This window comes from Kitasatospora sp. NPDC057936 (assembly GCF_042887525.1).
Lineage (GTDB): Bacteria > Actinomycetota > Actinomycetes > Streptomycetales > Streptomycetaceae > Kitasatospora.
The window spans coordinates 22,942-48,616 of the sequence record NZ_JBHVPD010000063.1; the positions used below are offsets into that span (position 1 = coordinate 22,942).

General features: G+C 74.4%; 25 protein-coding genes and 1 tRNA gene. 10 read left to right on the plus strand and 16 right to left on the minus strand.

Annotated elements, in window-relative coordinates:
• Positions 1 to 108: 108 nt before the first annotated feature.
• The 5 genes from ACFVU9_RS28480 to ACFVU9_RS28500 form a co-directional block, all read right to left on the minus strand.
• Positions 109 to 1,158 carry a family 2 encapsulin nanocompartment cargo protein polyprenyl transferase gene (locus ACFVU9_RS28480; RefSeq protein WP_380442417.1) on the minus strand — a complete coding sequence of 350 codons (1,050 nt, stop codon included), beginning with the start codon at positions 1,156 to 1,158 and terminating at the stop codon, positions 109 to 111.
• A 207-nt stretch (positions 1,159 to 1,365) separates the two neighbouring features.
• Positions 1,366 to 2,787, minus strand: coding sequence for a family 2B encapsulin nanocompartment shell protein (locus ACFVU9_RS28485; protein ID WP_380496671.1), 1,422 nt, complete (start codon positions 2,785 to 2,787; stop codon positions 1,366 to 1,368).
• Positions 2,788 to 3,000: 213 nt separating this feature from the next.
• Entirely contained in the window at positions 3,001 to 3,528 is a 528-nt protein-coding gene (locus ACFVU9_RS28490) for a methylated-DNA--[protein]-cysteine S-methyltransferase (RefSeq protein ID WP_387598168.1), read from the minus strand.
• 138 nt (positions 3,529 to 3,666) lie between these two features.
• Positions 3,667 to 3,900: a hypothetical protein gene (locus tag ACFVU9_RS28495; RefSeq protein WP_380442424.1), complete on the minus strand. Its 234-nt coding sequence runs from the start codon at positions 3,898 to 3,900 to the stop codon at positions 3,667 to 3,669.
• 242 nt (positions 3,901 to 4,142) lie between these two features.
• Positions 4,143 to 5,468, minus strand: coding sequence for an MFS transporter (locus tag ACFVU9_RS28500; RefSeq protein WP_387598171.1), 1,326 nt, complete (start codon positions 5,466 to 5,468; stop codon positions 4,143 to 4,145).
• 204 nt (positions 5,469 to 5,672) lie between these two features.
• Here ACFVU9_RS28500 and ACFVU9_RS28505 point away from each other — a divergent pair, with 204 nt between their 5' ends.
• Positions 5,673 to 6,470, plus strand: a complete 798-nt coding sequence (locus ACFVU9_RS28505; protein ID WP_387598174.1) for a hypothetical protein — start codon at positions 5,673 to 5,675, stop codon at positions 6,468 to 6,470.
• Between the two features lie 2 nt (positions 6,471 to 6,472).
• Here ACFVU9_RS28505 and ACFVU9_RS28510 read toward each other — a convergent pair whose 3' ends face one another.
• The 3 genes from ACFVU9_RS28510 to ACFVU9_RS28520 all read right to left on the minus strand — a co-directional run bounded on the left by ACFVU9_RS28510 (position 6,473) and on the right by ACFVU9_RS28520 (position 9,339).
• A complete protein-coding gene (locus ACFVU9_RS28510) occupies positions 6,473 to 7,303 on the minus strand; it encodes a serine/threonine-protein kinase (protein WP_387598177.1) in 831 nt (276 codons plus the stop codon).
• The gene (locus ACFVU9_RS28515) at positions 7,300 to 9,141 is read right to left on the minus strand and encodes an ABC transporter ATP-binding protein (RefSeq protein ID WP_387598180.1); all 1,842 of its coding nucleotides are present in this window, start codon (positions 9,139 to 9,141) and stop codon (positions 7,300 to 7,302) included. Before ACFVU9_RS28515 ends, ACFVU9_RS28510 begins: the two co-directional genes overlap by 4 nt.
• Before the next feature lie 69 nt (positions 9,142 to 9,210).
• Complete coding sequence (locus ACFVU9_RS28520; RefSeq protein WP_380442434.1) at positions 9,211 to 9,339, minus strand: hypothetical protein; 129 nt, start codon at positions 9,337 to 9,339, stop codon at positions 9,211 to 9,213.
• A 436-nt stretch (positions 9,340 to 9,775) separates the two neighbouring features.
• Between ACFVU9_RS28520 and ACFVU9_RS28525 the strand changes: the two genes are divergently transcribed.
• The 5 genes from ACFVU9_RS28525 to ACFVU9_RS28545 all read left to right on the plus strand — a co-directional run bounded on the left by ACFVU9_RS28525 (position 9,776) and on the right by ACFVU9_RS28545 (position 14,200).
• Positions 9,776 to 10,282, plus strand: a complete 507-nt coding sequence (locus ACFVU9_RS28525; RefSeq protein ID WP_387598183.1) for a hypothetical protein — start codon at positions 9,776 to 9,778, stop codon at positions 10,280 to 10,282.
• A 202-nt stretch (positions 10,283 to 10,484) separates the two neighbouring features.
• The gene (locus ACFVU9_RS28530; RefSeq protein WP_387598186.1) at positions 10,485 to 11,159 is read left to right on the plus strand and encodes a class F sortase; all 675 of its coding nucleotides are present in this window, start codon (positions 10,485 to 10,487) and stop codon (positions 11,157 to 11,159) included.
• A gap of 205 nt (positions 11,160 to 11,364) precedes the next feature.
• Positions 11,365 to 12,210, plus strand: coding sequence for a hypothetical protein (locus ACFVU9_RS28535; RefSeq protein WP_387598188.1), 846 nt, complete (start codon positions 11,365 to 11,367; stop codon positions 12,208 to 12,210).
• 26 nt (positions 12,211 to 12,236) lie between these two features.
• Positions 12,237 to 12,992, plus strand: coding sequence for a two-component system response regulator CseB (gene cseB, locus ACFVU9_RS28540; protein WP_387598191.1), 756 nt, complete (start codon positions 12,237 to 12,239; stop codon positions 12,990 to 12,992).
• The gene (locus ACFVU9_RS28545; protein WP_380442444.1) at positions 12,989 to 14,200 is read left to right on the plus strand and encodes a sensor histidine kinase; all 1,212 of its coding nucleotides are present in this window, start codon (positions 12,989 to 12,991) and stop codon (positions 14,198 to 14,200) included. Before cseB ends, ACFVU9_RS28545 begins: the two co-directional genes overlap by 4 nt.
• 70 nt (positions 14,201 to 14,270) lie before the next feature.
• Here ACFVU9_RS28545 and ACFVU9_RS28550 read toward each other — a convergent pair.
• Positions 14,271 to 14,344: transfer RNA gene (locus tag ACFVU9_RS28550), tRNA-Thr, on the minus strand.
• A 283-nt stretch (positions 14,345 to 14,627) separates the two neighbouring features.
• Between ACFVU9_RS28550 and ACFVU9_RS28555 the strand changes: the two genes are divergently transcribed.
• The 3 genes from ACFVU9_RS28555 (at position 14,628) to ACFVU9_RS28565 (ending at position 17,275) form a co-directional block, all read left to right on the plus strand.
• Positions 14,628 to 15,719, plus strand: a complete 1,092-nt coding sequence (locus tag ACFVU9_RS28555; protein WP_380442446.1) for an ABC transporter ATP-binding protein — start codon at positions 14,628 to 14,630, stop codon at positions 15,717 to 15,719.
• A 183-nt stretch (positions 15,720 to 15,902) separates the two neighbouring features.
• Positions 15,903 to 16,349, plus strand: a complete 447-nt coding sequence (locus ACFVU9_RS28560; protein ID WP_380442448.1) for a hypothetical protein — start codon at positions 15,903 to 15,905, stop codon at positions 16,347 to 16,349.
• 134 nt (positions 16,350 to 16,483) lie between these two features.
• Entirely contained in the window at positions 16,484 to 17,275 is a 792-nt protein-coding gene (locus ACFVU9_RS28565) for an NDP-sugar synthase (RefSeq protein ID WP_387598194.1), read from the plus strand.
• A 104-nt stretch (positions 17,276 to 17,379) separates the two neighbouring features.
• Here the strand turns inward: ACFVU9_RS28565 and ACFVU9_RS28570 are convergent, their stop codons facing one another.
• From ACFVU9_RS28570 to ACFVU9_RS28600, 7 genes are all read right to left on the minus strand, one after another.
• The gene (locus ACFVU9_RS28570) at positions 17,380 to 19,059 is read right to left on the minus strand and encodes a DoxX family membrane protein (RefSeq protein ID WP_380447078.1); all 1,680 of its coding nucleotides are present in this window, start codon (positions 19,057 to 19,059) and stop codon (positions 17,380 to 17,382) included.
• A gap of 229 nt (positions 19,060 to 19,288) precedes the next feature.
• Positions 19,289 to 20,281 (minus strand): 23S rRNA (guanosine(2251)-2'-O)-methyltransferase RlmB, encoded by a 993-nt coding sequence (gene rlmB / locus ACFVU9_RS28575; RefSeq protein ID WP_380447080.1) that lies wholly within the window; start codon positions 20,279 to 20,281, stop codon positions 19,289 to 19,291.
• Positions 20,282 to 20,416: 135 nt separating this feature from the next.
• Positions 20,417 to 21,811 (minus strand): cysteine--tRNA ligase, encoded by a 1,395-nt coding sequence (gene cysS, locus ACFVU9_RS28580; RefSeq protein ID WP_380447082.1) that lies wholly within the window; start codon positions 21,809 to 21,811, stop codon positions 20,417 to 20,419.
• A gap of 90 nt (positions 21,812 to 21,901) precedes the next feature.
• Positions 21,902 to 22,297, minus strand: a complete 396-nt coding sequence (locus ACFVU9_RS28585) for a PPOX class F420-dependent oxidoreductase (protein WP_380447084.1) — start codon at positions 22,295 to 22,297, stop codon at positions 21,902 to 21,904.
• Between the two features lie 158 nt (positions 22,298 to 22,455).
• Positions 22,456 to 23,001, minus strand: coding sequence for a 2-C-methyl-D-erythritol 2,4-cyclodiphosphate synthase (gene ispF / locus ACFVU9_RS28590; RefSeq protein WP_387598199.1), 546 nt, complete (start codon positions 22,999 to 23,001; stop codon positions 22,456 to 22,458).
• Positions 22,991 to 23,746, minus strand: coding sequence for a 2-C-methyl-D-erythritol 4-phosphate cytidylyltransferase (ispD, locus tag ACFVU9_RS28595; RefSeq protein WP_380447116.1), 756 nt, complete (start codon positions 23,744 to 23,746; stop codon positions 22,991 to 22,993). Before ispD ends, ispF begins: the two co-directional genes overlap by 11 nt.
• Before the next feature lie 253 nt (positions 23,747 to 23,999).
• Positions 24,000 to 24,482, minus strand: coding sequence for a CarD family transcriptional regulator (locus tag ACFVU9_RS28600; RefSeq protein WP_030244332.1), 483 nt, complete (start codon positions 24,480 to 24,482; stop codon positions 24,000 to 24,002).
• A gap of 477 nt (positions 24,483 to 24,959) precedes the next feature.
• Here ACFVU9_RS28600 and ACFVU9_RS28605 point away from each other — a divergent pair, with 477 nt between their 5' ends.
• Entirely contained in the window at positions 24,960 to 25,673 is a 714-nt protein-coding gene (locus ACFVU9_RS28605; RefSeq protein ID WP_380447088.1) for a DUF461 domain-containing protein, read from the plus strand.
• The last annotated feature ends 2 nt before the right edge of the window (positions 25,674 to 25,675 follow it).

Genomic DNA, 25,675 nt, shown 5'->3' on the forward strand with positions numbered 1-25,675 from the left:
GGTAGGGCCCCGCCGCGGTTTTTAAACCGGGGGCGGCAAACGGTGGTAAACGGGCCCCCACGCCGGTGGGGGCCGCCGGCGGGGCCTACTCCCCACTCCCCCGCGCGGTCAGTGGGTGCGGCGCGTCACCAGCTCGGCCAGCGCGAGCAGTTCGTCCGTCCGGGCCGGCTCGGGCACGGCCACGGCCAGCAGGTCCATCGCGGCGGCCATCCGCTCGCAGGACGCGCCCTGCGCCCAGCCGCGCCCGCCCGCGCCCTCGACGGCCGCCGCGCAGAGCGCCAACTCCTCGGCACTGAGCTGCCGTTCCAGCGTGTACAGCTCGGCGAGCCGGGCGCCGTCGGGCGTGCCCGAGCCGAGTGCCGCGACCACCGGCAGCGACTTCTTCCGGGCCACCAGGTCCGCTCCGACCGGCTTGCCGGTGACGGCCGGGTCGCCCCAGATGCCGATCAGGTCGTCGATCAGCTGGAACGCCAGACCGATCTCCCGCCCGAAGCCGTCCATCGCCTTCGCCGCCCGCTCGGACGCGCCGCCGTACTCCGCGCCCATCGCGCAGGACGCGCCCAGCAGGGCGCCCGTCTTCGCCTCGGCCATCGCGAGGCACTCGGCGAGCGAGACGTCGTCCCGCTGCTCGAAGGCGCAGTCGATCTGCTGGCCCTCGCACAGCTCGACCACGCAGTCGGTGAGCCGGCGGACGGCGGACCGGGCGGCCGGGTGGGTGTCCTCGGCCAGCAGCCGCAGCGCCAGCGAGTGCATCGCGTCGCCGGCCAGGATCGCCTCGGTGGTGCCGAACACCCGCCAGGCGGTGGGGCGGTGGCGGCGGGTCTCGTCGCGGTCGATGACGTCGTCGTGGAGCAGGGTGAAGTTGTGCACCAGCTCGACGGCCGCCGCGGCGGCGGTGGCCGCGGCCGGGTCGCCGCCGAGGGCCTGGGCGGCGGCGAGGACCATGGCCGGGCGGATCGCCTTGCCGGAGGGCGACGCGGAGGGCGAGCCGTCCGCCTCCCACCAGCCGAAGTGGTAGCCGGCGACCTTGCGCATCGCGCCCGGCAGCGAGTCGACGGCGGCCCGCAGGACCGGGTCGACCAGACCGCGGGCCCGGACGAGCACGTCCTCGGCCTCGTGGCCCTCCCGGTGGTCCCGCTCCAGCGTGGGGCTCGTCATGGGTTCCTCCCCCTGATGACCTGTCGTGAGAAGGCCGGCCGCCGCCCTGGGGGCGACGCGGCCGGCCGGTGCGCGGTAGGGCGCGCGTGGCGCCGCCCGGCCCGGCCCGGGACACGGGCCCGGGCCGGACGGTGCTCGGTGCGGTGGGACGGGGTGCGGTCGGCGTGCCGTGCGGGCCGCCTCCGCGGCCGGCCCGCGGCGCCCGCCTCAGCGCTGGGCGATGTCCACGTTCTCCAGGACGCCGATCGCGTCCGGCACCAGGACGGCGGCCGAATAGTAGGCGCTGACCAGGTAGGAGATGATGGCCTTCTCGTCGATCCCCATGAACCGCACCGAAAGGCCCGGCTGGTACTCGTCCGGAATTCCGGTCTGGTTCAGGCCGATGACGCCCTGGTTGTCCTCGCCGACCCGCATCGCGATGATCGAGCTGGTGTGGCCGCCGATGATCGGGATCTTGTTGCACGGGAAGACCGGCACCCCGCGCCACGAGGTGACGTGCTTGCCCTCGACCTCGACCGTGCCCGGGTAGAGGCCGCGCTTGTTGCACTCGCGGCCGAAGGCGGCGATCGCCTTCGGGTGCGCGAGGAACATCCTGGTGCTGCGGCGGCGGCTGAGCAGGTCGTCCATGTCGTCCGGCGTGGGCGGGCCGGAGTGCGTCTGGATCCGCTGGTCGTACTCGGCGTTCTGCAGGAGGCCGAACTCCGGGTTGTTGATCAGCTCGTGCTCCTGGCGCTCGCGCAGGGCCTCGATCGTCAGCCGCAACTGGTGCTCGGTCTGGTTCATCGGCTGGTTGTAGAGGTCGGCGACCCGGCTGTGCACCTTGAGGATCGTCTGGGCGACGCTCAGCTCGTACTCGCGCGGCTTCAGCTCGTAGTCGACGAAGGCGCCGGGCAGCTCGAACTCGCCCTCGTGGCCGGCGGAGAGGTCGATCGCGGCCTCGCCGTGCTTGTTCTGCGCCTGCTGGAAGCCGTTCAGGTACTCCATGATCTGCAGCTGCAGCGACTCGGAGCGGTCGTGGAGCTCCTGGAAGGCGGGCCACTGCAGCACCATCACGGTGCCGGCGGTGGCCGCCTTCACCGTGTACGGCCAGGTGTTGGTGTCCTCCTGCAGGGCCTCGTCGCCGAGGTGGTCGCCGTCGGCGAGGGTGCCGATGACCGTTTCCTCGCCGTACTTGCCCGTTCCGATCCGCTCCAGCTTGCCGTGCGCGATGATGAAGACCTCGCTGATCTCCGCACCGGCGGAGATCAGCACGTCACCCGCGGAGAACTCGCGTTGCACGAAGCGCCCGGCCAGCTCCTCCAGGAGGGCCTCGTCCTGGAAGCCGCGCAGCACCGGCACCTCGGTGAGGCTCGGCGGGACGATCCGCACCTCGGCGCCCGTCTTGACGAAGCTCACCCGGCCGCGGCCGATCGAGTAGCGCAGGCGACGGTTCACCCGGTAGGTACCACCGGAGACCTGCACCCACGGCAGCATCCTGAGCAGCCAGCGCGGGCTGATGCCCTGCATCTGCGGCGCGGACTTGGTGGTCGTGGCGAGGTTCCGCGCACCCGCCGTGCTCAGACTCTGCTGCTGCCGGATCTCCGGCTGCGCACCCGGCGCAGGAATACCGGCATTCGTTTCGGTCGACATAGGGGAGCCCTTCGCAAACCCGATGAAGTGACGCCTTGCATATTCATGGTGCAACTTCATGGTGGGCCCGAACGGAGGCACGCCGCAATCACTCATTCGAGTGGTTCGGAATAACCGAACAAATAGTACGACTAGATCACTTGCTCGATATTTGTTCGATTGCTTAATCGAACTCGCCGGAATGCCGGGTGCCATCCTCCCGCATCCAGCGCGTCAGAGTGGGCCGTTCCAGTCGAGAGTCGGCTCCAGCACGCCCTCCAGGGTCAGCAGCCAGCGCTTCACGTCGACCCCGACCCGGCCGCCGCCGAAGCCCCCGATGCCGTCCGCCGCCACCACCCGGTGGCACGGCACGAGCAGCGCGACGGGGTTGGCGGCCATCATCTGCCCCACCGTGCGGGCCGCCAGGCCCGGCTCGGTCACGCTCTCGAACACCCCGCTGCGCGCGGCCAGTTCGCCGTAGGTGATGGTCCGCCCGTACGGCACCTCGCGCCACAGCGTCCGCAGCACCTCCCGGTGCGGGCCGCTGCTCAGGCTCCAGTCGATCGGCAGGCCCAACTCCCGGCTGCGGCCCGCCAGGTAGGCGCTGATCCGGTCGGTGACGGCGGCGATCTTCGCGTCGTCGGTGCAGGCCGGCGCCTCGCCGTCGCGGCCGCCGTAACCCGCCGCCGCCACGCCCAGCGGCGTCACGGCGATGTGCATCGGGCCGCTCGGCAGCGGCGTCGGCACGGTCAGCCAGGACATCTGCGACACGCTCGGGCCCCCACCCTCACCCTCCACCGGGCCGGCCGCCGGCCACCCCGGCACCCGGGAGGCGTGCGACCACCGCCCGCCCCGCGCGCCATCGTACGGCGGGCCCGGCGGCGGCGCCGGTGCGCCGGGCTAGAGCCGGCCCTTCAGCTGCGCCGCGAGCGCGCGGGACCAGTGCGACAGCTCGGCGCGGTTCGCCGCGCGTCCCTCGCACAGGACGGTGAGCTGCGCGTCGTTGATCCGGTTCGGGCCCGGGATCTCCAGCAGATAGGCCAGTTCCTCCAGCACGGTGGCGAGCCGCGCGGCGTCCGTGTGGTCGAGGGCCACCGCGGCCTCGTGGTGGCTGATGGTGAGCGAACCGGGCATGGCCGGCCTCCTCCGTCGACTCCGTCGACCCCCGCACCCTCCACCGTACGACCGGCTCACCGGGACCGCCCGGGGGCGGGGAGAGTGGCCCGGGGACGGGGAGAGTGGCCCGGGGCGGGCGCGGAGGGCGGCCCGGGGCGGGGCGCGGAGGGCGGCCCCGCCCGCCGGCGGGTCCACCAGGCGGGCGGGGCGGTGGCGCGCCGGGGCCGGGCGTCCGCCCGGGGGTGCGCCCCGGAGCGGGTTCAGGTGGCCTCCTCGTCGCCCTCCCAGGGGCGGCGGCGCACGGCGGGTACGGCCAGCACCGCCACGGCGGCGCCGAGTTGCCAGAGGGCGCCGAGCGCCAGGACGGTCCCCGTCCCGAGCCGCCCCGCCAGCGGTCCCGCCGCCGCCAGGCCCACCGGCCCCAGGGCGAAGGCGCCCAGCGCGCCGAAGGACGTCACCCGGCCCAGCGCCTCCGGCGGCACCCAGCGCTGCATCGTCGTGCCGTACAGCGTGCCGCAGACCGCCGAGCCGACGCCCGCGACCAGCGCCCCGGCCACCACCCACGGCAGCGCCGCACCGGCCGCCAGTGCCGCCGAGGGCAGCGCCCAGCCCAGCGTCGCCACGGTGGCCACCGCCAGCGGCCGGGCCGGGCGACGGCCCAGCATCAGCAGGCCGCCCAGCACCGCACCGACGCCGTACACGGCCATCACCGCGCCCCAGGCGCGCGCACCGCCGAGCTCGCGCTGCGCGGTGAGCGGCCCGAGGATCAGGAACGGCGCCCACACCAGCAGGTTGAAGAGCCCCATGTGCGCGGTGGTGATCCACAGCCACGGCCGGGAGCCGAACTCCGACCAGCCCGCGCGGAGGTCCGCGAGGAGCGACTCGCGCCCGCCGGCCGGCGCCGCACCGGCCAGGCGCAGCCGGTACAGCGCGAACGCGCCGACCCCGTACGTCGCCGCGTCGGCCGCCAGCACCACCGCCGGCCCCCAGACCGCCGTGATCACGCCGGCCAGTGCGGGACCGGCCACCGTCGCGACCGAACGGGCCATCCCCAGCAGCGTGTTGGCGTCGCCGACGAGCTCCTGGCGGCGCACCAGGCCGGGCACCAGCGCGCCCAGCCCCGGCATGAACAGCCCCTCGCCGATCCCCCACACGGCGACGAGCGCCACCATCGCCCACAGCGGCGCCCGTCCGGTCGCCAGCAGCACGGCGAACAGCGCCTGGACGACTCCGCGGAGCCCGTCCGAGGCGAGCATCACGCGGCGGCTGCCGAGCCGGTCGGCGATCACTCCGCCGGCGAGCAGGACCAGCACCACCGGCAGGATCCGGGCGGCCATCACCCAGCCCAGGTCGGCGCCGTCCCCGCCGGTGCCGCCAGCGCCAGGGCCGCCGCCACCGGGGCCGCCACTGCCGTCCGCTCCACCGCCGAGCACCGCGAAGGCCACCGCCACCGGTGCCATCGCGGAGCCGAGGAGGGACGTCGCGTAGCCCGTGAAGAACCACCGGAAGTCGCGCTCGCCCAGCACGGCGAGACGGTCTCCAGGGCGCCGTCGACGGGCCGGGATCCGTTCGGTTTCCACTGCCATGGGCGGCAAGTCTGCCTCCGCGCGGAGCAGCCGTTCAAGGGCTCCGGCGAAAAAACTTGAGTCTTTTCGCATCAATTTCTGCGATGGCCGAATGTGCCGCAGTAAACGGCTACCTGGATACCGCTTCACCTGCTGTTTACTGCGACTACCGGATACGATTCAAGCGTCCGTGAGGCATTCGTTTACTGCGGTAGAGGATCACTGATGACAGAGCTTCCCCCGGTCGAGTACGCCGTCGCCGTCGAGCGCTACCTCGCCGTCTCCGGACTCGCCGAGGGCTCCCGCCGGGTCTACCGGATCGGGCTGGACACCTGGGCCTGGGCGCTCGCCGGCCGCACCGCCCCCACCGGCCCGGGGCGGCGCCGCGCCCGGCCGCCCGTCCTCCCCCTCGCCCTGCTCGACCACCCGGACGCCGCCGCCCGCCTCGGCGCCGCCGTCACCCGCCGCGCCGCGGACACCGACGCGCGCACGCTCAACCGCGAGCTGTCCACCCTGCGCGCGGCCGTGGCCTGGTGGCGCGCCCGGGGCTGGATCACCCGGGACCCGACCACCGGCCTGCGCGCCCACCCGGCCCCCGCACCCGCCGCCGGCCCGCTCACCCCGGACGAGCTGCGCGCCCTGTTCGCGCTCCGGGCGCCGCTGCGCGAGCAGACGCTGTGGCACCTGCTGCACGAGTCCGGCGCCGCGATCGAGACCGTCCTCGCCCTGAACACCGACGACCTCGACCTCCCGGCACGCCGCACCCGCCCCCGCCCGGGGCGGCCGGCGGTGCAGTGGCAGGCCGGCACCGCCCGCCTGCTCCCCCTCCTCGTCGCCGGTCGCGCCACCGGGCCGCTCTTCCTCACCGACCGCAGGGCCCCTGCCGGCACCACACCCGCGGACCGCTGCCCGCACACGGGCCGTGGGCGGCTGTCGTACCGCCGGGCCGCGGAGCTATTCACGGCGCACACGCAGCGGCTGGGCACGGACTGGACGCTGCGCCGGCTGCGGGCGGCGCGCTGAGGTCACTGCTCGTCCGGCGGCACCGCGCGGCGCCCCTGGGGGAGCAACTCATCGAGACGATCGGCCAGTTCGGGCACGCTCGGGCGGGCTTCCGGGTCGGTGCGGAGGCAGGCGTCGATGGCGGCGGCCAGCGGGCGCGGGAGGCGGCGGCGCCGGGAGACCGGTGGTGCCGGGCCGTCCGGGTCCGGGCCGTCGTACGGGACGTCGCCGGTGGCGGCCTCGTAGAGGGTGATGCCGATGCCCCACACGTCGGCGGCCGCGGTGAGCCGCCCACCGCGGGCCTGCTCGGGGGCGAGGTAGCCGTCGGTGCCGATGCCGGGTGCGGCCGGGCCGGGCGGACGGGCGACGCTGAGGTCGAGCACCTTGGCGCGGCGGCAGTCGATCACGACGTTGGAGGGCTTGAGGTCGAGGTGCAGCAGGCCGCGGCCGTGCAGGTAGTGGACGGCCGAGCACAGGTGGAGCCCGAGCATGGCCACGTCGGCGGCGGCCGGGCGGCGGGGGCGGGTGTCCAGGACGTGGGAGAGCGTCTCCCCGGCGAGCGTCTCCAGGACGGCGTACGGTTGCGGGCGCTCGCCCGTCCCGTAGCCGCGGACGAGGTGCGGGTGCGTGAACTCGGCCAGCCAGCGGCCCTCCTGGAGCAGCCGGGCGCGCAGCCGCCGCTCGCGGCGGCGGTCCGGTCGGAGCACCTTCACGACGCAGCGGCAGTCGCGCTCCCCGCTCCAGGCGTCGTAGAGGTCGAGCCAGCCGGTGCGGCAGAGGTGCGCCAGGACCTGGTACCCGGGGGCGATGAACGCCCCTGCGGGGAGGGGTGGTTGGACGGTGTCCGGACTCAACTCGGCACCTCCTCGGCCAGGTCGGAGCGCTGCAGCCCGTCGAGTCGCGCGTATCCGTCGTCGCGGGCCAGCAGTTCCCCGTGCGTGCCGCTGTCCGCGACGCAGCCGCCGCGGAGCAGCACGATCCGGTCGGCGTGCCGGACGGCGGACAGGTCGTGCGAGACGACGATCGTCGTCCGGCCCCGCATGAGCCGCCCGAGCGGCGCCAGGACCCGCCGCGCGGACTCGGCGTCCAGCCCCGTCGTCGGCTCGTCGAGGATCAGCACGGGCGCGTCGCGGATCATCGCGCGGGCGATCGCCAGCCGCCGGCACTGCCCGCCGGACAGCAGCCGCCCGTTGCGGCCGACCACCGTGTCGTAGCCGTCCGGGAGCCGGCTGACGAACTCGTGGGCGTCGGCGGCCCGGGCGGCGGCCACGATCTCGGCGTCCGTGGCGCCCGGCCGCCCGTACGCGATGTTCTCGCGCACGGTGCCGTGAACGACCAGGGTCTCCTGGAGCAGGACGGCGATGTGCTCGCGCAGGTCGGCGACCGCCAGTTCGCGCAGGTCGATCCCGTCCAGGCGGACGGCCCCGCGCTCGGGGTCGTAGAAGCGCAGCAGCAGCTTGGCGGCGGTCGACTTGCCCGCACCGCTCGGGCCGACCAGCGCGACCGTCTCGCCCGGCTCGGCGCGGAACGACACGTCGAACAGCGCCACCCGCGTCGAGCCCGGGTAGCGGAACCAGACCCCGTCGAAGGCCACCGCCCCGCGCACCCGGGCGGGGCGCAGCGGCACCAGCGGATCGCTCACCTGCGGGCGCTCGTCGAGGAGTTCGAGGATCCGTTCGGCGGCGGCGGAGGCCGAGTAGAAGCCGTTGCTGAGCCGGGAGATCCCCCGGACCGGGCCGTACAGCCGGCTCAACAGGGCGACGAAGACCAGGAGTTCGCCCAGCGTCAGGCGTCCGCGCGCGAGCTCCCAGGCGCCCACTCCGAGGACGATCAGCGCGCCGGCCAGCTCCAGGACGTCCACGATAGGCGCGAACAGCGCGCGCAGGCGGGTGGCCTCCATCGTCGCCCGGAACCGCGCCATGCTCTCCCGCCGGAACCGCTCCTGCTCCCAGCCCTGCCGGTTGCAGGCCTGGACGAGCGCGATGTTGCCGAGCGACTCCTCGGTGAGCGCGCTGACCGAGCCGCTGCGCCGCCGCCGCTCGCGCGAGGCAGCCTTCACCCGCGCCGAGAAGTGCCGCGCGGTGAACCAGAACAGCGGCACCACGATGAGCGCGACCAGCGCGAGGTCCCACCGCAGGTAGAACAACACCCCCAGGAAGACGGCGAGTTCGGCGACGTACGCGACCGCGTCGACGACGCCCGAGAGCAGGAACGTCTCGACCGCCTCGACGTCGCCGGTCAGCCGCGCCAGCACGTCGCCGAGCCGCCGCCGCTCGAAGAAGCCGAGCGACAAGCCCTGCAGGTGCCGGAACACGTCCGCCCGCAGGGCCAGCAGGAAGCGCTCGCCGACCCACGTCGAGGTCATCTCGTCGGCGAAGCCCAGGGCCCCCGCCATGACCGTCAGCCCCGCGTAGGCGAGCGCGACCGGCAGGAAGAGGCCGAGCCTGTGCGGGACGAGGACGTCGTCGACGACGACCTTGAACAGCCAGATCGCGGCCGCGTCGACCACCGGGCCGGCCAGGACGAGGACCAGCAGCAGGGCCAGCCAGCGCCGCCCGCCCCTCGTGTAGGGCCAGAGCCGCCCGAACGTCCGCCGCAGCGGCAGGGCCGGGGCCGGCTCGACGACCGGATCCACCCGGGCGCCGTCGCCGTCACCCGCGTCGGCGGCCGTCGGCCGCAGCGGTGACCACACGGTTCGACTCCAGCCCGTGGAACGTGGCCGGGCCGCCGGGGGCCCGGCCCTGACAGGACGGCGGGGCCGTCAGTGCCGCGAGTTCGACCCGCGACGACGACGGCGGCCCGCCTTGGAGTCCCTGGTCTCCTTGCCGGTCTTGCGGTCGTGCTTGCCGCCGTGCCGCATCGCCGGGACCAGGTTGGCCAGCATGCTCATCGCTGCCACCTTTCTCTCCGGTCCCCCATCACCAGGGGGTACGCACGGGCGGGCGGGTTGGTTCAGGGGCGGGGGAGGTTTCCTTCCGCGTACCGGGAGTTGGGTGGTGCCGCGGGGCTCCGGGGGTCGTTGCCGGGGCTCCGGGGGTCGTTGCCGGGGCTCCGGGGGGCGTTGCCGGGCCTTCGTCGCCCGGCCGTCGTTGCCCGGTCGTCGTTACAGAGCCCTCCGGAGCCGTTACGAAGGCCGTCGGGGGCGTTACGAAGCCGATGGGCCGCCGTGACGCGACCGGCCGGGGACCGCGACACGGGCTCCCTAACGTCTCCGTCGACGCACCGGCCGCAGGGGTCGGAACGCGTCGAGGACGGACGTCGACGACGGACGTCAATGCCGACCATCGACGACGAGCGTCGACGATGCCGACGAAGGAGAGCACCCCATGAGCAGGAGCCGTACCGATCGCGCGCCGGGCCGCCGGGTCCTGGCCGTCTGCGCACTGACCGGGGCCGCGCTGCTGACCGCCCTGACCGGCGGGCAGGCGTGGGCCGACGGGGCCCCCGCCCCGGCCACGCCCACGGCCGCCCCGAGCGCCGCCCCGGCCATCCCGACGGCCACCCCGACCGCCGGCCCCGCCGCCTCCGGCGCGGTCGTGGTGCCGAAGGGCTCCGCACCCGCCCAGCCCGCTCCGGCCCGGCCCACCGCCGGTGCCCCCTCCGCCGCGGGCGTCGCCAAGACGCCCACCGCCACGCCCGCGCCGGCCGACGCCCAGGACACCAACCGGCCGCAGGTCCGCGAGGTCCCGAAGGGCGCCGCCCAGGCCGGGGACGGGTCCACCGCGACCGACGGCAACGGCCTCACGCTGGCCGCCGGCGGTGCCGTCGCGGCCGTCGGCGCCGGGGCGCTGGGCTTCGCCCTCCTGCGCCGCCGCTCCGGTGCGCGCGGCTGACACCGGCCCCGAGCCCTCCGGGCACCCCGGCGCCGCAGCCCCGCACCTGGCCAGGCGGGGCGGCGGTGCCGGGGCGGCCCCGGGCGCGGACGGGGCACCGGCCGGCCGGCGGCGGCGCGCGACCGGTCGGGGACGAGGGCAGGGGCCTGTACCGGAACGAGGGCGCGGACGGCGGCGCGGGCCCCGGCGCAGACCGGGCGTGGTGCGCCGGGCCGTCGTGGGGGCGGCCGGGCTGCTGTGCCTGGTGCTCGGCGTGTCGGTGGCGATCGGCTCCCAGGAGACGCCGGTCGTCCGGATCGAGTCCTCGGCGCACGGCAGCGCGACGGACGGTCCGGCCCCCGGGCCCGCCGCGTCCACCCCGGGCGTCTCCGGCACCACCGGCGCCGGCACTTCCGCCGCCACCGCACCGCCCGCCGCCCCGAAGGCCCTCCCCGCCTCGGAGCCGACCCGCCTGCTCATCCCGTCGGCCGGCGTCGACGCCCCGGTGACCGGCCTCGGCCTGAACGCCGACGGGACGGTCCAGGTGCCGCCGGCCGACCGGGCCGGGGAGGTCGGCTGGTACCGCAACGGGCCCACCCCGGGCGAGACCGGCCCCACCGTCCTGATCGGGCACTACGACACCGTCCACGGCCCGGCGGTCTTCCACCGCGTGCCGCAGCTGCGGCCGGGCGACCTCGTCCAGGTGCGGCGCGCGGACGGCACCACTGTGGACTTCAAGGTCCGCTCACTGCTGCAGGCCGCCAAGGACCGCTTCCCCACCGATGCCGTCTACGGCGACACCCCGGCCCCGACCCTCAGGCTCATCACCTGCGGCGGCAGCATCGGTGCGGACGGCCACTGGACCGACAACATCGTCGTCCTGGCCGACCTGGCCTGAGGCCGGCCGAGGCGGCCTGAGGCGGCCCGGCCGGCCGCACGGGAACCGCCGGCCACCGCCGGCACGACCTACACCAAAGGCACACCAAGGACGCCGTACGCCTGCGGCGTCCCCCCACGACCAGGCATCCCAGACCAGGCGTTCCAGACCAGGCATCCCAGGCCAGGCGTCCCAGACCAGGCATTCCAGGAGGGCGAGCACCGACGTGGCAGCAACACCCCCGCCCCGCCGACGGCGCGCCGCCACGCCGGTGGCCGCCCTCGCGGCCGTGGCCGTCCTCGTCGCGCTGGCCGCGGCCCTGGTCGTGGGCCGGGCCGACCCCGGCGGCCTGAAGGACCACGGCCCGTCGCAGCCGGTGACACCGCCGCTGCGCGCCCAGCCGCTCTGGCCCGGGCTGAACGCCCCGCCGACGCCGTCCTCCTCCGCCGCCGAGACCGGCTCCGCGTCCCAGGCGCCGCCGCAGCCCGTCCCCGACCTGACCGTGGCCGGGCGGGACATCACCGCGGTCGACGTCCACGCCGTCCTCACGAAGGACCCCGGCGTGAGCGCGGAGGAGCGGCCGGCCCTCGGATCGTGCACCGGCTGCGCGGTCCGCAGCGCCGAGTTCCGCGACCTCACCGGCGACGGCAAGCCCGAGCTGATCACCGCCGTGGCCGTGCCCCAGCAGGTCGTGCTGCACGTCTACACCCTGGTCGACGACCGGCTCGTGCCGATCCTGCGGGTCAAGCTGGTGCCGCTGTTCAGCGCCGAGACCATCGGCACCGACCTGTGGCTGCACGAGCAGACCACCACCTCCGTCCAGACCACCAGCCACTACCAGTGGGACGGCGTCCGGCTCGTCCGGCTGGAGCAGAAGTTCGAGGGCACCGGCCCGCTGCCCGGCCCGTCCGCCGCACCGGACCCGGTGACGTCCGTCATGCCCCCGGGCGGCCGCGCCCCCGGCCCCGTCCGTCCGACGGCCGAGCCGGCCACCCCGACGGCCGTGCCGTCCCCGCTCGTCCCCAAGAACCCCGCCCGGCCGACGCCCGCCCTCCCGGGAGTGCAGCCGTGATCCCCGACCCCCTAGCCTCAGCATCCATGACCCCCGCCGAGACGCCCGCGCAGCCCCGCATCCTGATCGTCGAGGACGACGAGGTGATCCGCGAGGCCACCCGGATGGCCCTGGAGCGCTACGGCTTCCCCGTCTCCACGGCCGCCGACGGCCTGGAAGGGCTGGAGGCGTTCCACGCCGTCCGGCCGGACCTGGTCCTGCTGGACGTCATGCTGCCGCTCCTCGACGGCGTCGGGCTGTGCCGGCGGATCCGCGAGGAGAGCCAGCTGCCGATCCTGATGATGTCGGCGCGCACCGACCCGGTGGACGTCGTGTCCGGGCTGGAGGCAGGGGCGGACGACTACGTGGTCAAGCCGTTCGAGAGCGCCGTGCTGGTCGCCCGGATCCGGACGGTCCTGCGACGGATCCGCGTCGTCCCGGCCCCTGCCGACGACGACCTCCCCACGCCGCCCCCTTCCGTTTCCCCTCCTGTTTCCCCCTCCCCCTCGCCCACCGTGCGCAGCTTCGACGGCATGCAGGTGGACACCGACAGCATGGAGGTCCGGGTGGACGGCCGCCTCGTCCCGCTCACCCCCACCGAGCTGCGGCTGCTGCTGGAGTTCACCGCCGCGCCCGGCATCGTGCTGGAGCGCTCTACCCTGCTCGAACGCGTCTGGGACTACGAGTGGGGCGCCGACACCCGCGTGGTCGACGTCCACGTGCAGCGGCTGCGCGCCAAGATCGGCGCCGGACGGATCGAGACCGTCCGCGGCTTCGGCTACAAGCTGCGGCGGCCGGCATGACGCTGCGCCGCCAGATCGCCACCGCCGTCGCCGCGATCTCCGTCCTGGTCGCGGTGGCCGTCGGCCTGCTGGTCCACCAGGCGATGATCCGCCAGCACGTCGACCAGGCCCGCGCCACCGCCGTCGCCGCCCTCGACTCCTCGCTCGGCGCGTACGGACGCGGCGAGGCCCCCGCCCACGGCGCCGCCCTCAACGACCCCGCGCTGCCGGCCCGCCTGCACACGCTCGCCGCCGACGGACGACAGGGCACGCTGCTGGCGGCCGGGCCGGACGGCGAGACGATGTGGGCGGCCGGACCGGTGCAGAACGCCGTGCTCTCGGTCCGGGTCGACTTCACCCAGGACCGGCAGGCGATCGCCGACCTCGACCGGATCATCCTGCTCACCGTCGTCGCGGCCGTCTTCACCACCGTCCTGGCCGGCGTGCTGGTCGCGGACCGGATCAGCCGCCGCCTGCGCACCGCGGCCACCGCCGCCCGGGGCATCGCCGCCGGCCGGACCGACACCCCGATCGGCGAACTCGTCGACGGGCGGGACGAGGTGGCCGACCTCGCGGCGGCCGTCGACCAGATGTCCCGCTCGCTGCACCGGCGGCTCGCGGACGAGCAGCGCTTCACCGCGGACGTCGCCCACGAGCTGCGCACCCCGCTGACCGGCCTGGTCACCGCCGCCGAACTGCTGCCCCCGGGCCGGCCCACCCAGCTCGTCCAGAACCGGGTCCAAGCCCTGCGCGCCCTCGTCGAGGACCTGCTGGAGGTCTCCCGCCTCGACGCCGACGTCGAGACCCCGGACCTCTCCACCGTCCCCCTCGAACGGGCGGTGCGCCGCACCGTCACGCTCACCGGCCTGGACGTGGACGTCACGGTCACCGCCGACGCCGAGGTGCGCACCGACCTCCGCCGCCTGGACCGCATCCTCGGCAACCTCGTCGTCAACGCCCACCGCCACGGCGCCGCCCCCGTCGAACTCCACGTCGACGGCCACCGCATCACCGTCCGCGACCACGGCCCCGGCTACCCCGACGACCTCCTCGACGACGGCCCGCAGCGCTTCCGCACCAACGCCCCCGAACGCGGCCGCGGCCACGGCCTCGGCCTCACCATCGCCACCGGCCACACCCGCGTCATCGGCGCCACCCTGGCCTTCGCAAACCACCCCACCGGCGGCGCCCTCGCAACCCTCACCCTCCCCGCCGCGCCACCCTCCTGACCCGGCCCCACCAACACCGAAGGGCCAGCCCGACCGGATGCACCCCGGCGGACTGGCCCTCCACACGCGGAGCCCCCTGTCGGGTTCGAACCGACGACCCCCGCTTTACAAGAGCGGTGCTCTGGCCAGCTGAGCTAAGGAGGCACGGTGGCCGTCCGCGACGGATCACGGCGGCACCGGGGGCAGTCTACCGGGCGCGGGTGGCGGGGTGGGGGGATATCCGGGGGTTGGCGGCTGGGGCGGGCGTGATGGAAACGATGCGGAAATCGGGCCGGAGGGGGGCTGACAAGCGGCGGGGGCACAGGTAGCGTCGCCGGGAGCCGGTTCGTGTAGTGGTCCAGACCACTCGGCGGGTCGGTGAGACGAACGAAACCCCCCTTTACTCGGATCGTCCGGCACGTTCCTGCCGGTGAAGGAGAGCTCAACCATGGCTTCTGTCACGTACGACCAGGCGACCCGCGTCTACCCGGGGGCGGACAAGCCCTCCGTGGACGCGCTGGACCTGGAGATCGCGGACGGCGAATTCCTCGTGCTGGTCGGCCCCTCGGGCTGCGGCAAGTCGACCAGCCTGCGCATGCTGGCCGGCCTGGAGGACGTCAACAGCGGCGCGATCCGGATCGGCGACCGGGACGTCACCCACCTCCCGCCGAAGGACCGGGACATCGCGATGGTGTTCCAGAACTACGCGCTCTACCCGCACATGACCGTCGCGGAGAACATGGGCTTCGCGCTCAAGATCGCCGGCGTCAACAAGGCCGAGATCCGCACCAAGGTCGAGGAGGCCGCGAAGATCCTCGACCTCACCGAGTACCTGGACCGCAAGCCGAAGGCGCTGTCCGGCGGTCAGCGCCAGCGCGTCGCGATGGGCCGGGCGATCGTGCGCCAGCCGCAGGTCTTCCTGATGGACGAGCCGCTGTCGAACCTGGACGCCAAGCTCCGCGTCTCGACCCGCACCCAGATCGCCGGCCTGCAGCGCCGCCTGGGCATCACCACGGTGTACGTGACCCACGACCAGACCGAGGCGCTCACCATGGGCGACCGCGTCGCGGTGCTGAAGGGCGGCGTGCTCCAGCAGGTCGACACCCCGCGCAACATGTACGACAGGCCCGCCAACCTCTTCGTGGCCGGCTTCATCGGCTCGCCGGCCATGAACCTGGTCGAGGTGCCGCTGGTGGACGGCGGCGTGAAGTTCGGCGGCTCGGTGGTCAACATCTCGCGTGACGACCTGTCCGGCGCCGGCCTCGACAAGACCGTGACCGTCGGCATCCGCCCGGAGCACTTCGAGGTCGTCCCGGCCGGCGGCATCGAGGGCGTCGCGGTGACGGTCAACGTGGTCGAGGAGCTCGGCTCGGACGGCTTCGTCTACGGCACCACCAAGATCGGCGGCGAGGACAAGGACATCGTGGTCCGCGTGCACGGCCGGCAGATCCCGGCCCGCGGCGAGACGATCCACGTCGTGCCGATCGCCGACGAGACCCACGTGTTCTCCACCAGCACGGGTGCCCGCCTCAGCAGCTGAGCCGACGGCACACCACCGGCACGGCGCAAGCGCGACACGAGCCCGTCGGACCGCCTCCCGGTCCGGCGGGCTCCGTCCGTACACCCCCGCGTCAACACGGTGACGGGACGAACCCGGACACGTCGTCACTCGATGGTGTAACGGAGGGCGATCCGGGGCGCACCCACCGCTACGCTCCTGAGCGTGAAGCAGCTTTTGCGCCGTATCGGCCAGACCGTCGCCCTCACCCTGCCCGTCGTCCTGGTGACCACCGGCACCCTCGCCGTGACCCGGGTCCCGTGGGCCCCGCCGACCGGGCTCGACCAGCAGGTCGTCGCGGCGTCCAGCAGCGACGGCGCGGGCATCGGACGCACCGCGGGCGCGGCCGGCAAGACTCCCGACGGGCTGGCGCCGCAGGACGCGCTGCGCGTCGCGATGCTGGACGAGCTGCGCGAGCACAGCCCGGCCGCCGCGCTGGACCTGCTGGAGCGCTCGATGCGCGAGCAGCCCGCCCTGACGCCGTACTGCACCTCGCTCGCCACCGAGCTGGGCCGGGCGACGGTGAAGAAGTACCAGGGCGACGTCCAGCGGGCCCGTTCGTTCGCCCGCCCGGTCTGCGACGGCTCGTTCGCGGCCGGCATCACGGGCTGACGCCTACCCGCCGGCCCGCACGCCCGCCGGCCAGCCCGCTGGCCCACCAGTCCACACGCCCAAACACCTGAACGCGCACCCGCCGCCCCGGCAACCGCGGCTCCAACCCCCGTCCGCGCGCCTATTGTTCAGCCATGAGCGCTGACTCCGGCCCCGCCGCCGACCCCACGTCCCCGCAGGCCCAGCCGCCGCGGCCGACCACGACGCCCGTCACGCAGGCCGTCATCCTGGCCGGCGGCCAGGGCTCCCGGCTGCGGCCCTACACGGACGACCGCCCGAAGCCGCTGGTCGAGATCCCGGGCACGGGCACGCCGATCCTCGGCCACCAGCTGGCGTGGCTCGCCGCCGAGGGCGTCACGGACGTCGTCGTGTCCTGCGGGCACCTGGCCGACGTGCTGCAGGAGTGGCTGGACAAGGCGGACCTGCCGCTGCGCGTGCGCACGGTCGTCGAGGAGGAGCCGCTCGGGCGCGGCGGCGGGCTCAAGTACGCGGCCAGGGCGCTGCCCCGCCCGGACGAGCCCTGGTACGCCACGAACGGCGACATCTGGACCCGCTTCAGCCTGCGCGACATGGCCGCCTTCCACCACGAGCGGGACGCCGTCGCGACGCTCGCCCTGGCCCGGCCGCGGATCCCGTGGGGCGCGGTGGAGACCGACCAGTTCGGCAACGTGCTGGACTTCATCGAGGCCCCGCCGTCGCCGTTCCTCATCAACGCGGGCCTGTACGTGTTCAGCCCGGAGTTCGCCGAGCTGCTGCCGGACGTGGGCGACCACGAGCGCACCACGTTCCCCCAACTCGCCCGCAGCAAGCGGCTGGCGGGCTACCAGCTGCCGCAGGGCGTGTACTGGCGCGCGATCGACACCGCGAAGGACCTCACGGAGGCCGCCAAGGAGCTCGCCGCCGGCGCGGGCCGCGCCCCCCAGTAACCCATGCGAGAAGACCCCCCCGGTAACCCATGCGAGAAGGCGGTCGGCCGGGTGCTCCCCCACGGAGCACCCGGCCGACCGCCTTTCCTGGACGGACCACCCGGTCAGGTCGCCGTCGGCGTCCCCGGACGGCTGGAGTGGCCGCCGCCCGACAGGTCGGCCAGCGGGCCGCTGCCGAGCACCCCGCCCAGCAGGCCGGAGCCCGAACCCGAGCCGCTGGGGCTCGGCTTGGAGCCCGTGCCCGAACCGGCCGGGGCCGGCGTGGAGCGCTGGGCGGGCGTCCCGCCGGCCGGCTGCGCGGCGGCCGTGGGGGCCGACGCCGGGGCCGAACTCTGGCCGCCCTCGGCCTTGGTGGAGTGCTTGGCGCTCGGCGTCGGGGTGGCCGGGTGCGAGGCCGCGGGCGAGGACGCCGCGGCGGTCGGGCTGGCCGCCGGGGTGGCCGGGCGGGAGCCGGCCGGTGCGGGCTGCGTGGACGTGCCCTGGCCGCCCGCGGCGCCGGACGGGGAGCCGCTCGGCCAGACCGGCGTGCCGTAGTCGCCGGTCGGGCGGCCCGGGGCCTGGTGCGGCCGGGCGCTGGTGCGCACCGCCGCGCCGAGCATCGAGCCGAGCAGCAGGGTCAGGCCGACGACGAGCGTGGTGACCACGGTGCCCCGCCGCAGCACCCGGCGGCGCAGCGCCCCGGGCGCGCCCGAGCCGTACCGCCGCCAGGCCTCCAGGTTGAGCCGTCCGTCCAGCGAGGCGAACGGCGCCCCGGCGATCAGCAGCGGGCTCCACGCGGCCAGGAAGATCAGGTCGGGGGTGTCGTACACCGGGACGGCCCGCCAGCTGACCGTGAACAGCAGCGCCGCGGAGAGCAGCATCGCCGCGCCGGCCGCGAGCCGCTGCCACAGGCCGAGGATGGTCAGCACGCCGACCACGATCTCGGTGAACGACACCACCAGGCCGGAGCCGACGGGGTGCGCCATGGCGAAGGCGAGCAGCGGCTCGGCGACCTTCCACGGGTGCAGCGAGGCCAGCCAGCGCATCATCGAGCCGCGTTCGCCGCCGTCGAAGTACACCGGGTCGCAGAGCTTGCTGAACCCGGCGTAGACCGACAGCGAGCCGAGGACGGCGCGCAGCGGCAGGAGCACCAGGCCGAGGTCGACCCGCCGGCCGGGGTACCAGGGCTGCTTGCCCTCGGCGTCGGCGGCGGAGACCTCGGGCAGCTCGCCGCTCGGGGTCCAGCCCTGCGGCGCGCCGATCGGGCCGACGCCCGCGTCGGTCGCGGTGCCGGCGCCCTCGCGCGGCTGGCGCGGGACGGTCCGGGCGCCCGCGAGGCCCGGGATCACCTGGGTGTCGTCCTCGGCCAGGCCGACGCCGCCCGGGGAGCCGCTGAGCCGCACGGCTTCCAGGAGCTGGGTGGCCGCGAGGTCACCGGGGGGCGCCTGGCCGGTCCACGTGACGGCGGTGACCCGCCCCTTGCGGCGCGGCGCCCCGCCCCCGGCGGCCCCCGCCATCGCCGGGACGGCGGAGGCTGGCACGACCACCTGCGGGGTGACCAGCGGACGACGGATCAGGCCCTGGCTCGCGTAGGGGTCCCCGAACGCGGCGCCGGTGGAGAGCGCTCCGGCGGGGGCGTCGATCAGTGGCTCCACGGGGGCGCCGAGCCGGAGCCGGAAGCTGGCCTGGGTGCTGCTGAGGCGGGCCGGGTCCGACTCCACCTTGACGGTGTTGAGGCCCGGGTCCGCGTCTATCCCGGTACTGCCGCCGCCGAACAGGGGCCGCCGTTGTGTTCTGGTGTCCACGCCCGTCTAACCGGGTGACGGCCGCTTAGGACACTCTCCCGGGTGGATATCCGGCGTCCACTTGAAGTGATCATGAGAAAAGCGATCGGACCCGGTCGGGCCCGATCGCTTCTCACCCGGTTCACGGAGAATTCGGAAGATCTCCTGCGCGCCGGTCACGTCCTGTGCTCTGCGCAACCGGCGGCCGGCGGCTCAGCGCTCAGCGCTTGGCGCCTCAGCGCCTCAACCCTCAGCGCTTGGCGCGCAGCCGCGCGGCCTCGTACAGCACGATGCCCGCCGCGACGCCGGCGTTCAGCGACTCCGTCAGGCCCGACATCGGGATCCGCACCCGGATGTCGCAGGTCTCCGAGACCAGCCGGGACAGGCCCTTGCCCTCGCTGCCCGCGACGACCACGACCGGGCCGGTCAGCACGTCCAGGTCGCCCAGCTCGGCCTCGCCGTCGGCGGCCAGGCCGACGACCATCAGGCCGGCCTTCTGGTAGGCCTCCAGGGTGCGGGTCAGGTTGGTGGCGCGGGCGACGGGCAGCCGGGCCGCGGCGCCGGAGGAGGTCTTCCAGGCACCGGCGGTCATGCCGGCCGCGCGGCGCTCGGGGATGACCACGCCGTGGGCGCCGAAGGCGGCGGCGGAACGGACGACGGCGCCGAGGTTGCGCGAGTCGGTGACGCCGTCCAGCGCGATGATCAGCGCGTCCTGGCCGGCGTCGGAGGCGTCGACCAGGAGGTCGTCGGGGTGCGCGTACTCGTACGGCGGCACCTGGAGCACCAGGCCCTGGTGGTTCATCCCGCCGGTCATCTGGTCCAGCTGCGGGCGCGGGGCCTCCATCAGCGGGATGCCGCGGTCGTTGGCGGCCTGGAAGGCGTCGCGGACCCGGTCGTCGGTGTCGATGAACTGCTGGACGTACAGCGCGTTGGCCGGCACGTCGCCCTGCAGGGCCTCGACCACCGAGTTGCGGCCGAAGACCAGCTCGGCGCTGCCCGCGCCGCCGCGGCCGCCGCGACCGGCACCGCCGGCCCGGCGCATGCCGGCGCGGGCCTTGGCGTCGCGCTCGCGCTTGACCGCGGCGTTGGCCGCGCGCTGCTTGGGGTGGCCCTTGCGCTCCTCGCCGGGCGGGGTCGGGCCCTTGCCCTGGAGCGCCTTCCGGCTGTGCCCGCCGGTCCCGACAGACGCGCCCTTCTTCGATCCGGGGTTGCGGCGGTTCCTGCGCTGGCTGTTGCCGGCCATGGCTGTACTTCCTGTCTGTCCGGCATGCCCGGCCGCCCCGCTCTGTCCGGCGGCGGCTGACGGCATGCGCTACGTCATGCGGGAGGGCCGCACCGGTCCGGCACGGCCCACCCTCACCCCGATCGTCAGATGGGGTTACTGGTTGTTGATCGTCCAGCGCGGGCCGGACGGGGTGTCCTCGATCGCCAGCCCGGCCAGGCCGAGCTGGTCGCGGATGGCATCCGCGGTGGCGTAGTCCTTGCGCTCGCGCGCGGCCTGCCGCTGGTCCAGGACCAGGCGGACCAGCGAGTCCACCACGCCGTGGAGGTCCTCGCCGCGCTCCGTCCCGGCCCACTGCGGGTCGAGCGGGTCGAGGCCCAGCACTCCGAGCATCGCACGGACCTCGGCCAGACGCGCCACCGCGTTCTCCTTGTCGTCCGCGTTCAGGGCGCTGTTGCCCTGGCGGACGGCGGTGTGCACGACGGCGAGGGCCTGCGGCACGCCCAGGTCGTCGTCCATCGCCTCGGCGAAGGCCGGCGGCACCTCGGGCGCCGCGTCGACCTTCCCGAAGCGCTCGACGGTGCGCTGGACGAAGCCCTCGATCCGGGCGAACCCGGCCTCGGCCTCGCGCAGCGACTCCTCGCTGTACTCGATCATCGAGCGGTAGTGCGGCGCGCCCAGGTAGTAGCGCAGCACGATCGGCCGCCAGCGCTGGACCATCTCGGAGACCAGCACCGAGTTGCCGAGCGACTTGCTCATCTTCTCGCCCGCCATGGTGACCCAGGCGTTGTGGACCCAGAAGTTGGCGAAGTCGTCGCCGTAGGCCTTGGACTGGGCGATCTCGTTCTCGTGGTGCGGGAAGATCAGGTCCAGCCCGCCGCCGTGGACGTCGAAGGCGGGGCCCAGGTACTTGTGGGCCATCGCCGAGCACTCCAGGTGCCAGCCCGGGCGGCCGCGGCCCCACGGGGTGTCCCAGCTCGGCTCGCCCGGCTTGGCGGACTTCCACATCGCGAAGTCGCGCGGGTCCCGCTTGCCGGTCTCGCCGTCGCCCTCGGGCTGGCGCAGGTCGGCCAGCTTCTGGTTGGACAGGGCGAGGTAGTCCGGGTACGAGCGCACGTCGAAGTAGACGTTGCCGTCGGCCGCGTAGGCGTGGCCCCTCGCGATCAGGCCCTGCATCATCTCGATCATCTCGGGGATGTGCCCGGTGGCCCGCGGCTCGACGGTCGGCGGCAGGCAGCCGAGGGCCGCGTAGCCGTCGTTGAAGGCGCGCTCGTTCTCGTAGGCGATCTGCCACCACGGGGTGCCGAGCTGGCGCTCCTTGGCGATCACCTTGTCGTCGATGTCGGTGACGTTCCGGGCGAACGTCACCTGGTAGCCGCGGTAGGCGAACCACCGCTGCATGATGTCGAAGTTGAGCCCGGACCGGATGTGCCCGATGTGTGGCGCCGACTGGACGGTAGCGCCGCACAGGTAGATCGAGACACAGCCCGGTACAAGCGGGACGAAGTCGCGTACCTGGCGGGTGCTGGTGTCGTACAGGCGAATGCTCACAGCGTCAAGCGTAGTGGGCACGAGGGGGTGCCCCGCCACATTCCCGGTCACATTCCCGGTGAACGGCGGGCCGGCGGACCCGGAGGAGGGTCAGATGTTGCCGACCACCTTGCGCGGGCTGAGCCGCACGACCACCCGGACGTCGTCTGGCCCGTCGAACTTGTAGACCTCCTCGCCGCGGTACTTGCCGGCGAGCTCGTCGATCAGCTCGCGGCCGCCCTCGGTGGTCATCGTGACCGAACCGCGCACCTCGAAGTACTCGTACGGGCTCTCCGGCGGGTTGACCACGAGCGTGATGCGCGGGTCCTTGACGAGGTTGAGGTGCTTGCGGCGGCCCTCGACGGTGGAGAACAGGACGTCCTCGCCGTCGCGCTTGACCCAGACCACGGAGGACTGCGGGCTGCCGTCCGGCTGGATCGTCGAGACCACGGCGAAGCTCTTGGCGTCGATCAGGGCCTTGGCACGGTCGGAGAGTTGCGAAGCCACGGGGGAACCTCTTCTCGTCGGCGGCTGGTACGGGCCCGGCACGCGGCACTGCGCGGCCTGCGCGGGCCCGCATCGCACACTATCGACTCGGGCCCCCGCACGGCCTGTTGAACACTCGTCAGGCCCGGGTTATTCCCGGCCCGCCGGACCCGCCGCGCTCAACGCCGTTCGTACACCAGGGCGGTGGCGATCGCGGCCAGGCCCTCGGCCCGGCCGGTGAGGCCGAGACCGTCGGTGGTGGTGCCGGAGACGGACACCGGCGCGCCGGCCGCCTCCGACAGCGCGGCCTGCGCCTCGGCCCGGCGCTTGCCGATCTTCGGCCGGACACCGATCACCTGGACCGAGACGTTGCCGATCTCGAAACCGGCCTCGCGCACCAGCCGGGCGGCCTCGCCGAGCAGCTTCACCCCGGACGCGCCGGCCCACTCGGGGCGGTCGGTGCCGAAATGGGCGCCCAGGTCGCCGATCCCGGCGGCCGAGAACAGCGCGTCGCACGCGGCGTGCGCGGCCACGTCGGCGTCCGAGTGCCCGGAGAGCCCGAACTCGGCGTCCGGCCACTCCAGTCCGGCCACCCACAGCGGGCGCCCGGCCTCGAAGGCGTGCACGTCGGTGCCGACGCCCACGCGGGGAACGACGGGAGCGGTCCGGTCGGCAGGCACCGGCCCAGCGGACACCGGCTCTGCGGACAGCGGCTCAGTAGGCATCGGCGGCCCTCCTGCGGGCGAGTACGGCCTCGGCGAGCACGAGGTCCAGCGGACGGGTGACCTTGAACGCCTCCTCGTGACCGGGCACCACGACGACCCGGCCGCCGAAGCGCTCCACCAGGCCCGCGTCGTCGGTCACCGGCGGCACGCCGGTGCCGCCCGCGGCCTCCTCGGCCAGCGCCTTGGCGTGCACCTCGGCCAGAGTGGCCCGGTCGAAGCCCTGCGGGGTCTGCACGGCGCGCAGGGTGGCGCGGTCGGGCGTGTCGAGCACGGGCTCGGGCCCGCCCGGGTTCGGCTCGACCCGCTTCACGGTGTCGGCCAGCGGCACCGCGGGCACCACCGCCACGGCCCCGGCGCGGACGGCGGCCGCGACCGCGTCCACCACCTCGACCGGGACGAGCGGGCGGGCCGCGTCGTGCACGAGGACGATCTCGACGTCCTCCGGGATCGCGGCCAGGCCGAGCCGGACGGACTCCTGGCGGGTCGCGCCGCCGGCCACCACGCGGATGTCCTTGCCGTCCAGCCCGTGGCTGTCCAGCAGGGCGACGACCTCCGCCACCCCGTCGGCCGGTGCGGCGACCACGACCAGGCCGACCGCCCGGCTGCGGGCCAGGGCCCGGACGGCGTGCACCAGGAGCGGCACACCGCCCAGTTCCCGCAGGGCCTTGGGGGCGCCGGGCCCGAGCCGCTCACCGCGTCCGGCGGCGGGCACCACTGCTGCTGCGACTGCTGCTGACGCGTTCAGGTTTCACTCCTTCGGCGAAGTGGGTATGGCCATGGCGTGCACGACGGGCGCACGGACCCCTTCCGAAGAACCACCCGGTCCGCGGCCCACACGATCCGCAGAAACGGTCTTGCAGGCCTGGACCGGCTCGGGCGGGAGGCGTCGTCCGGACACGCCTCAGCGCCCGAAGTACCAAAGCACCGCTTCCCGGATACCTCCGGGAGCGGCGCGCCGGCACCGGGCGCTGTGAGCGTTGGGCGGCAGCCCGACCGCACTACGAGGCGAGGACCTCGTCGAGCAGCGTCTCCGCCTTGTCCTCGTTGGTGTTCTCGGCCAGCGCGAGCTCGCTGACGAGGATCTGGCGCGCCTTGGCGAGCATGCGCTTCTCGCCGGCCGACAGGCCGCGCTCGCGCTCGCGGCGCCACAGGTCGCGCACGACCTCGGCGACCTTGATGACATCGCCCGAGGCGAGCTTCTCCAGGTTCGCCTTGTAGCGACGGGACCAGTTGGTCGGCTCTTCGGTGTACGGTGCGCGCAGCACCTCGAAGACCCGGTCCAGACCTTCCTGGCCGACCACATCGCGCACGCCGACGAACTCCGCGTTCTCGGCGGGCACGCGGAGCGTCAGGTCTCCCTGCTGCACCTTGAGCACCAGGTAGGTCTTGTCCACACCTTTGATCTGGCGAATTTCGATGGCCTCGATCAGCGCGGCCCCGTGATGGGGGTAGACCACCGTGTCGCCAACCTTGAACGTCATGTGACAGGACCCCTTCCGTGGCTTTCCAGAATAACACGCTTTTCGGCGCACCCGAAGGGCGTTTTCGCAGGTCAGGGCGGGTCTCGGGGCTTGACAAGCACCCCCATGACGTGCTGCGACCGGTGTTCGACAGCGGCTTCCCGCAGGTCGGAGGCGGTTCCGGCGCCCGGCGAAACGTGTCGCAACACTCCCGAAACCGTGATTGGATCTTGAGTTTTCGCCGTTTATCGGGCCGTTTCCGGATCGTTATTCGATCTTGGTCGAAGCTTGTCCGCGCGTCGCCGCCCGAAAACGGCCCCCGGGGGCACCGCCCGAACGGCGCGATCACGTGGCGCGGGCACGTCACATTGCGGCCGGACGGACCCGCATACCGCCCCGGGAGTGCGACACGGGGACCACCCCGTGAGGACCGCATAAGTGAGGTCGATAATCTGAGACCTGACCTACCGACACGTGACCTAGGGAGAAGCCGCCGCCGTGAGCCGCAGCCTTCGACGCGGCAGCATCGCCGCCCTCGCCGCCTTCGCCATCGCTTCGCTGTCCTCCTGCGCGGCCGGCAACCAGCCGGACACCCTGCAGATCAAGCCGGACAGCGCCGCGGCGACGCTCGGCACGAACGTCCGGTTGAACAACATCGTCGTCGTCACCGCGGCCAACACCTCGGGCGACTCGACCGGGCCCGCCAACGTGACGGTGAACATCAGCAACACCGGGGCCGACCCGGTCGAGCTGCAGTCCATCACCGTCGGCAGCGGTGCCGCCGCCACCTTCGCCGATGCCGCGGGCGCCCCGCTGAGCAGCATCGTCGTCCCGGCCGGCGGCGCCGTGCTGCTGGGCGGCGGCGGCAACCCGTCCGCCAGGCTCGCTTCCGTGGGCGTCAAGGTCGGCGGCATGGTGCCGACGACCTTCGCGTTCAAGGACGGCCAGAAGGTCGACGTCCAGGCCGGCGTGAGCCCGGCCAACGAGAAGGGCCTCTACGACGGCTTCGGCCCGACCGCCTCGCCGGTCGCCGTCCCGGGCAAGGGTGCCACCCCGGGCGTCACCCCGTCCGCCCCGGCCACCGGTGCCACCGGTGCCGCCACCCCGTCGGCGGGCACCACCCCGACCGCCCCGGTCGCCCCGGTCGCCGGCACCCCCACCGCCGGTGCCACGCCGTCCGGTGCGGCCACGCCGTCCGCCGGCACCCACTGACG

What these genes read in the sequence shown, in the direction of transcription:
- ACFVU9_RS28480 (WP_380442417.1), bottom strand. Translation starts at nt 1,158, where the DNA reads ATGACGAGCCCCACGCTGGAGCGGGACCACCGGGAGGGCCACGAGGCC.
- ACFVU9_RS28485 (WP_380496671.1), bottom strand. Translation starts at nt 2,787, where the DNA reads ATGTCGACCGAAACGAATGCCGGTATTCCTGCGCCGGGTGCGCAGCCG.
- ACFVU9_RS28490 (WP_387598168.1), bottom strand. Translation starts at nt 3,528, where the DNA reads ATGTCCTGGCTGACCGTGCCGACGCCGCTGCCGAGCGGCCCGATGCAC.
- ACFVU9_RS28495 (WP_380442424.1), bottom strand. Translation starts at nt 3,900, where the DNA reads ATGCCCGGTTCGCTCACCATCAGCCACCACGAGGCCGCGGTGGCCCTC.
- ACFVU9_RS28500 (WP_387598171.1), bottom strand. Translation starts at nt 5,468, where the DNA reads ATGGCAGTGGAAACCGAACGGATCCCGGCCCGTCGACGGCGCCCTGGA.
- ACFVU9_RS28505 (WP_387598174.1), top strand. Translation starts at nt 5,673, where the DNA reads ATGACAGAGCTTCCCCCGGTCGAGTACGCCGTCGCCGTCGAGCGCTAC.
- ACFVU9_RS28520 (WP_380442434.1), bottom strand. Translation starts at nt 9,339, where the DNA reads ATGAGCATGCTGGCCAACCTGGTCCCGGCGATGCGGCACGGCGGCAAG.
- ACFVU9_RS28525 (WP_387598183.1), top strand. Translation starts at nt 9,776, where the DNA reads ATGAGCAGGAGCCGTACCGATCGCGCGCCGGGCCGCCGGGTCCTGGCC.
- cseB (WP_387598191.1), top strand. Translation starts at nt 12,237, where the DNA reads ATGACCCCCGCCGAGACGCCCGCGCAGCCCCGCATCCTGATCGTCGAG.
- ACFVU9_RS28545 (WP_380442444.1), top strand. Translation starts at nt 12,989, where the DNA reads ATGACGCTGCGCCGCCAGATCGCCACCGCCGTCGCCGCGATCTCCGTC.
- ACFVU9_RS28555 (WP_380442446.1), top strand. Translation starts at nt 14,628, where the DNA reads ATGGCTTCTGTCACGTACGACCAGGCGACCCGCGTCTACCCGGGGGCG.
- ACFVU9_RS28565 (WP_387598194.1), top strand. Translation starts at nt 16,484, where the DNA reads ATGAGCGCTGACTCCGGCCCCGCCGCCGACCCCACGTCCCCGCAGGCC.
- rlmB (WP_380447080.1), bottom strand. Translation starts at nt 20,281, where the DNA reads ATGGCCGGCAACAGCCAGCGCAGGAACCGCCGCAACCCCGGATCGAAG.
- ispF (WP_387598199.1), bottom strand. Translation starts at nt 23,001, where the DNA reads ATGCCTACTGAGCCGCTGTCCGCAGAGCCGGTGTCCGCTGGGCCGGTG.
- ACFVU9_RS28600 (WP_030244332.1), bottom strand. Translation starts at nt 24,482, where the DNA reads ATGACGTTCAAGGTTGGCGACACGGTGGTCTACCCCCATCACGGGGCC.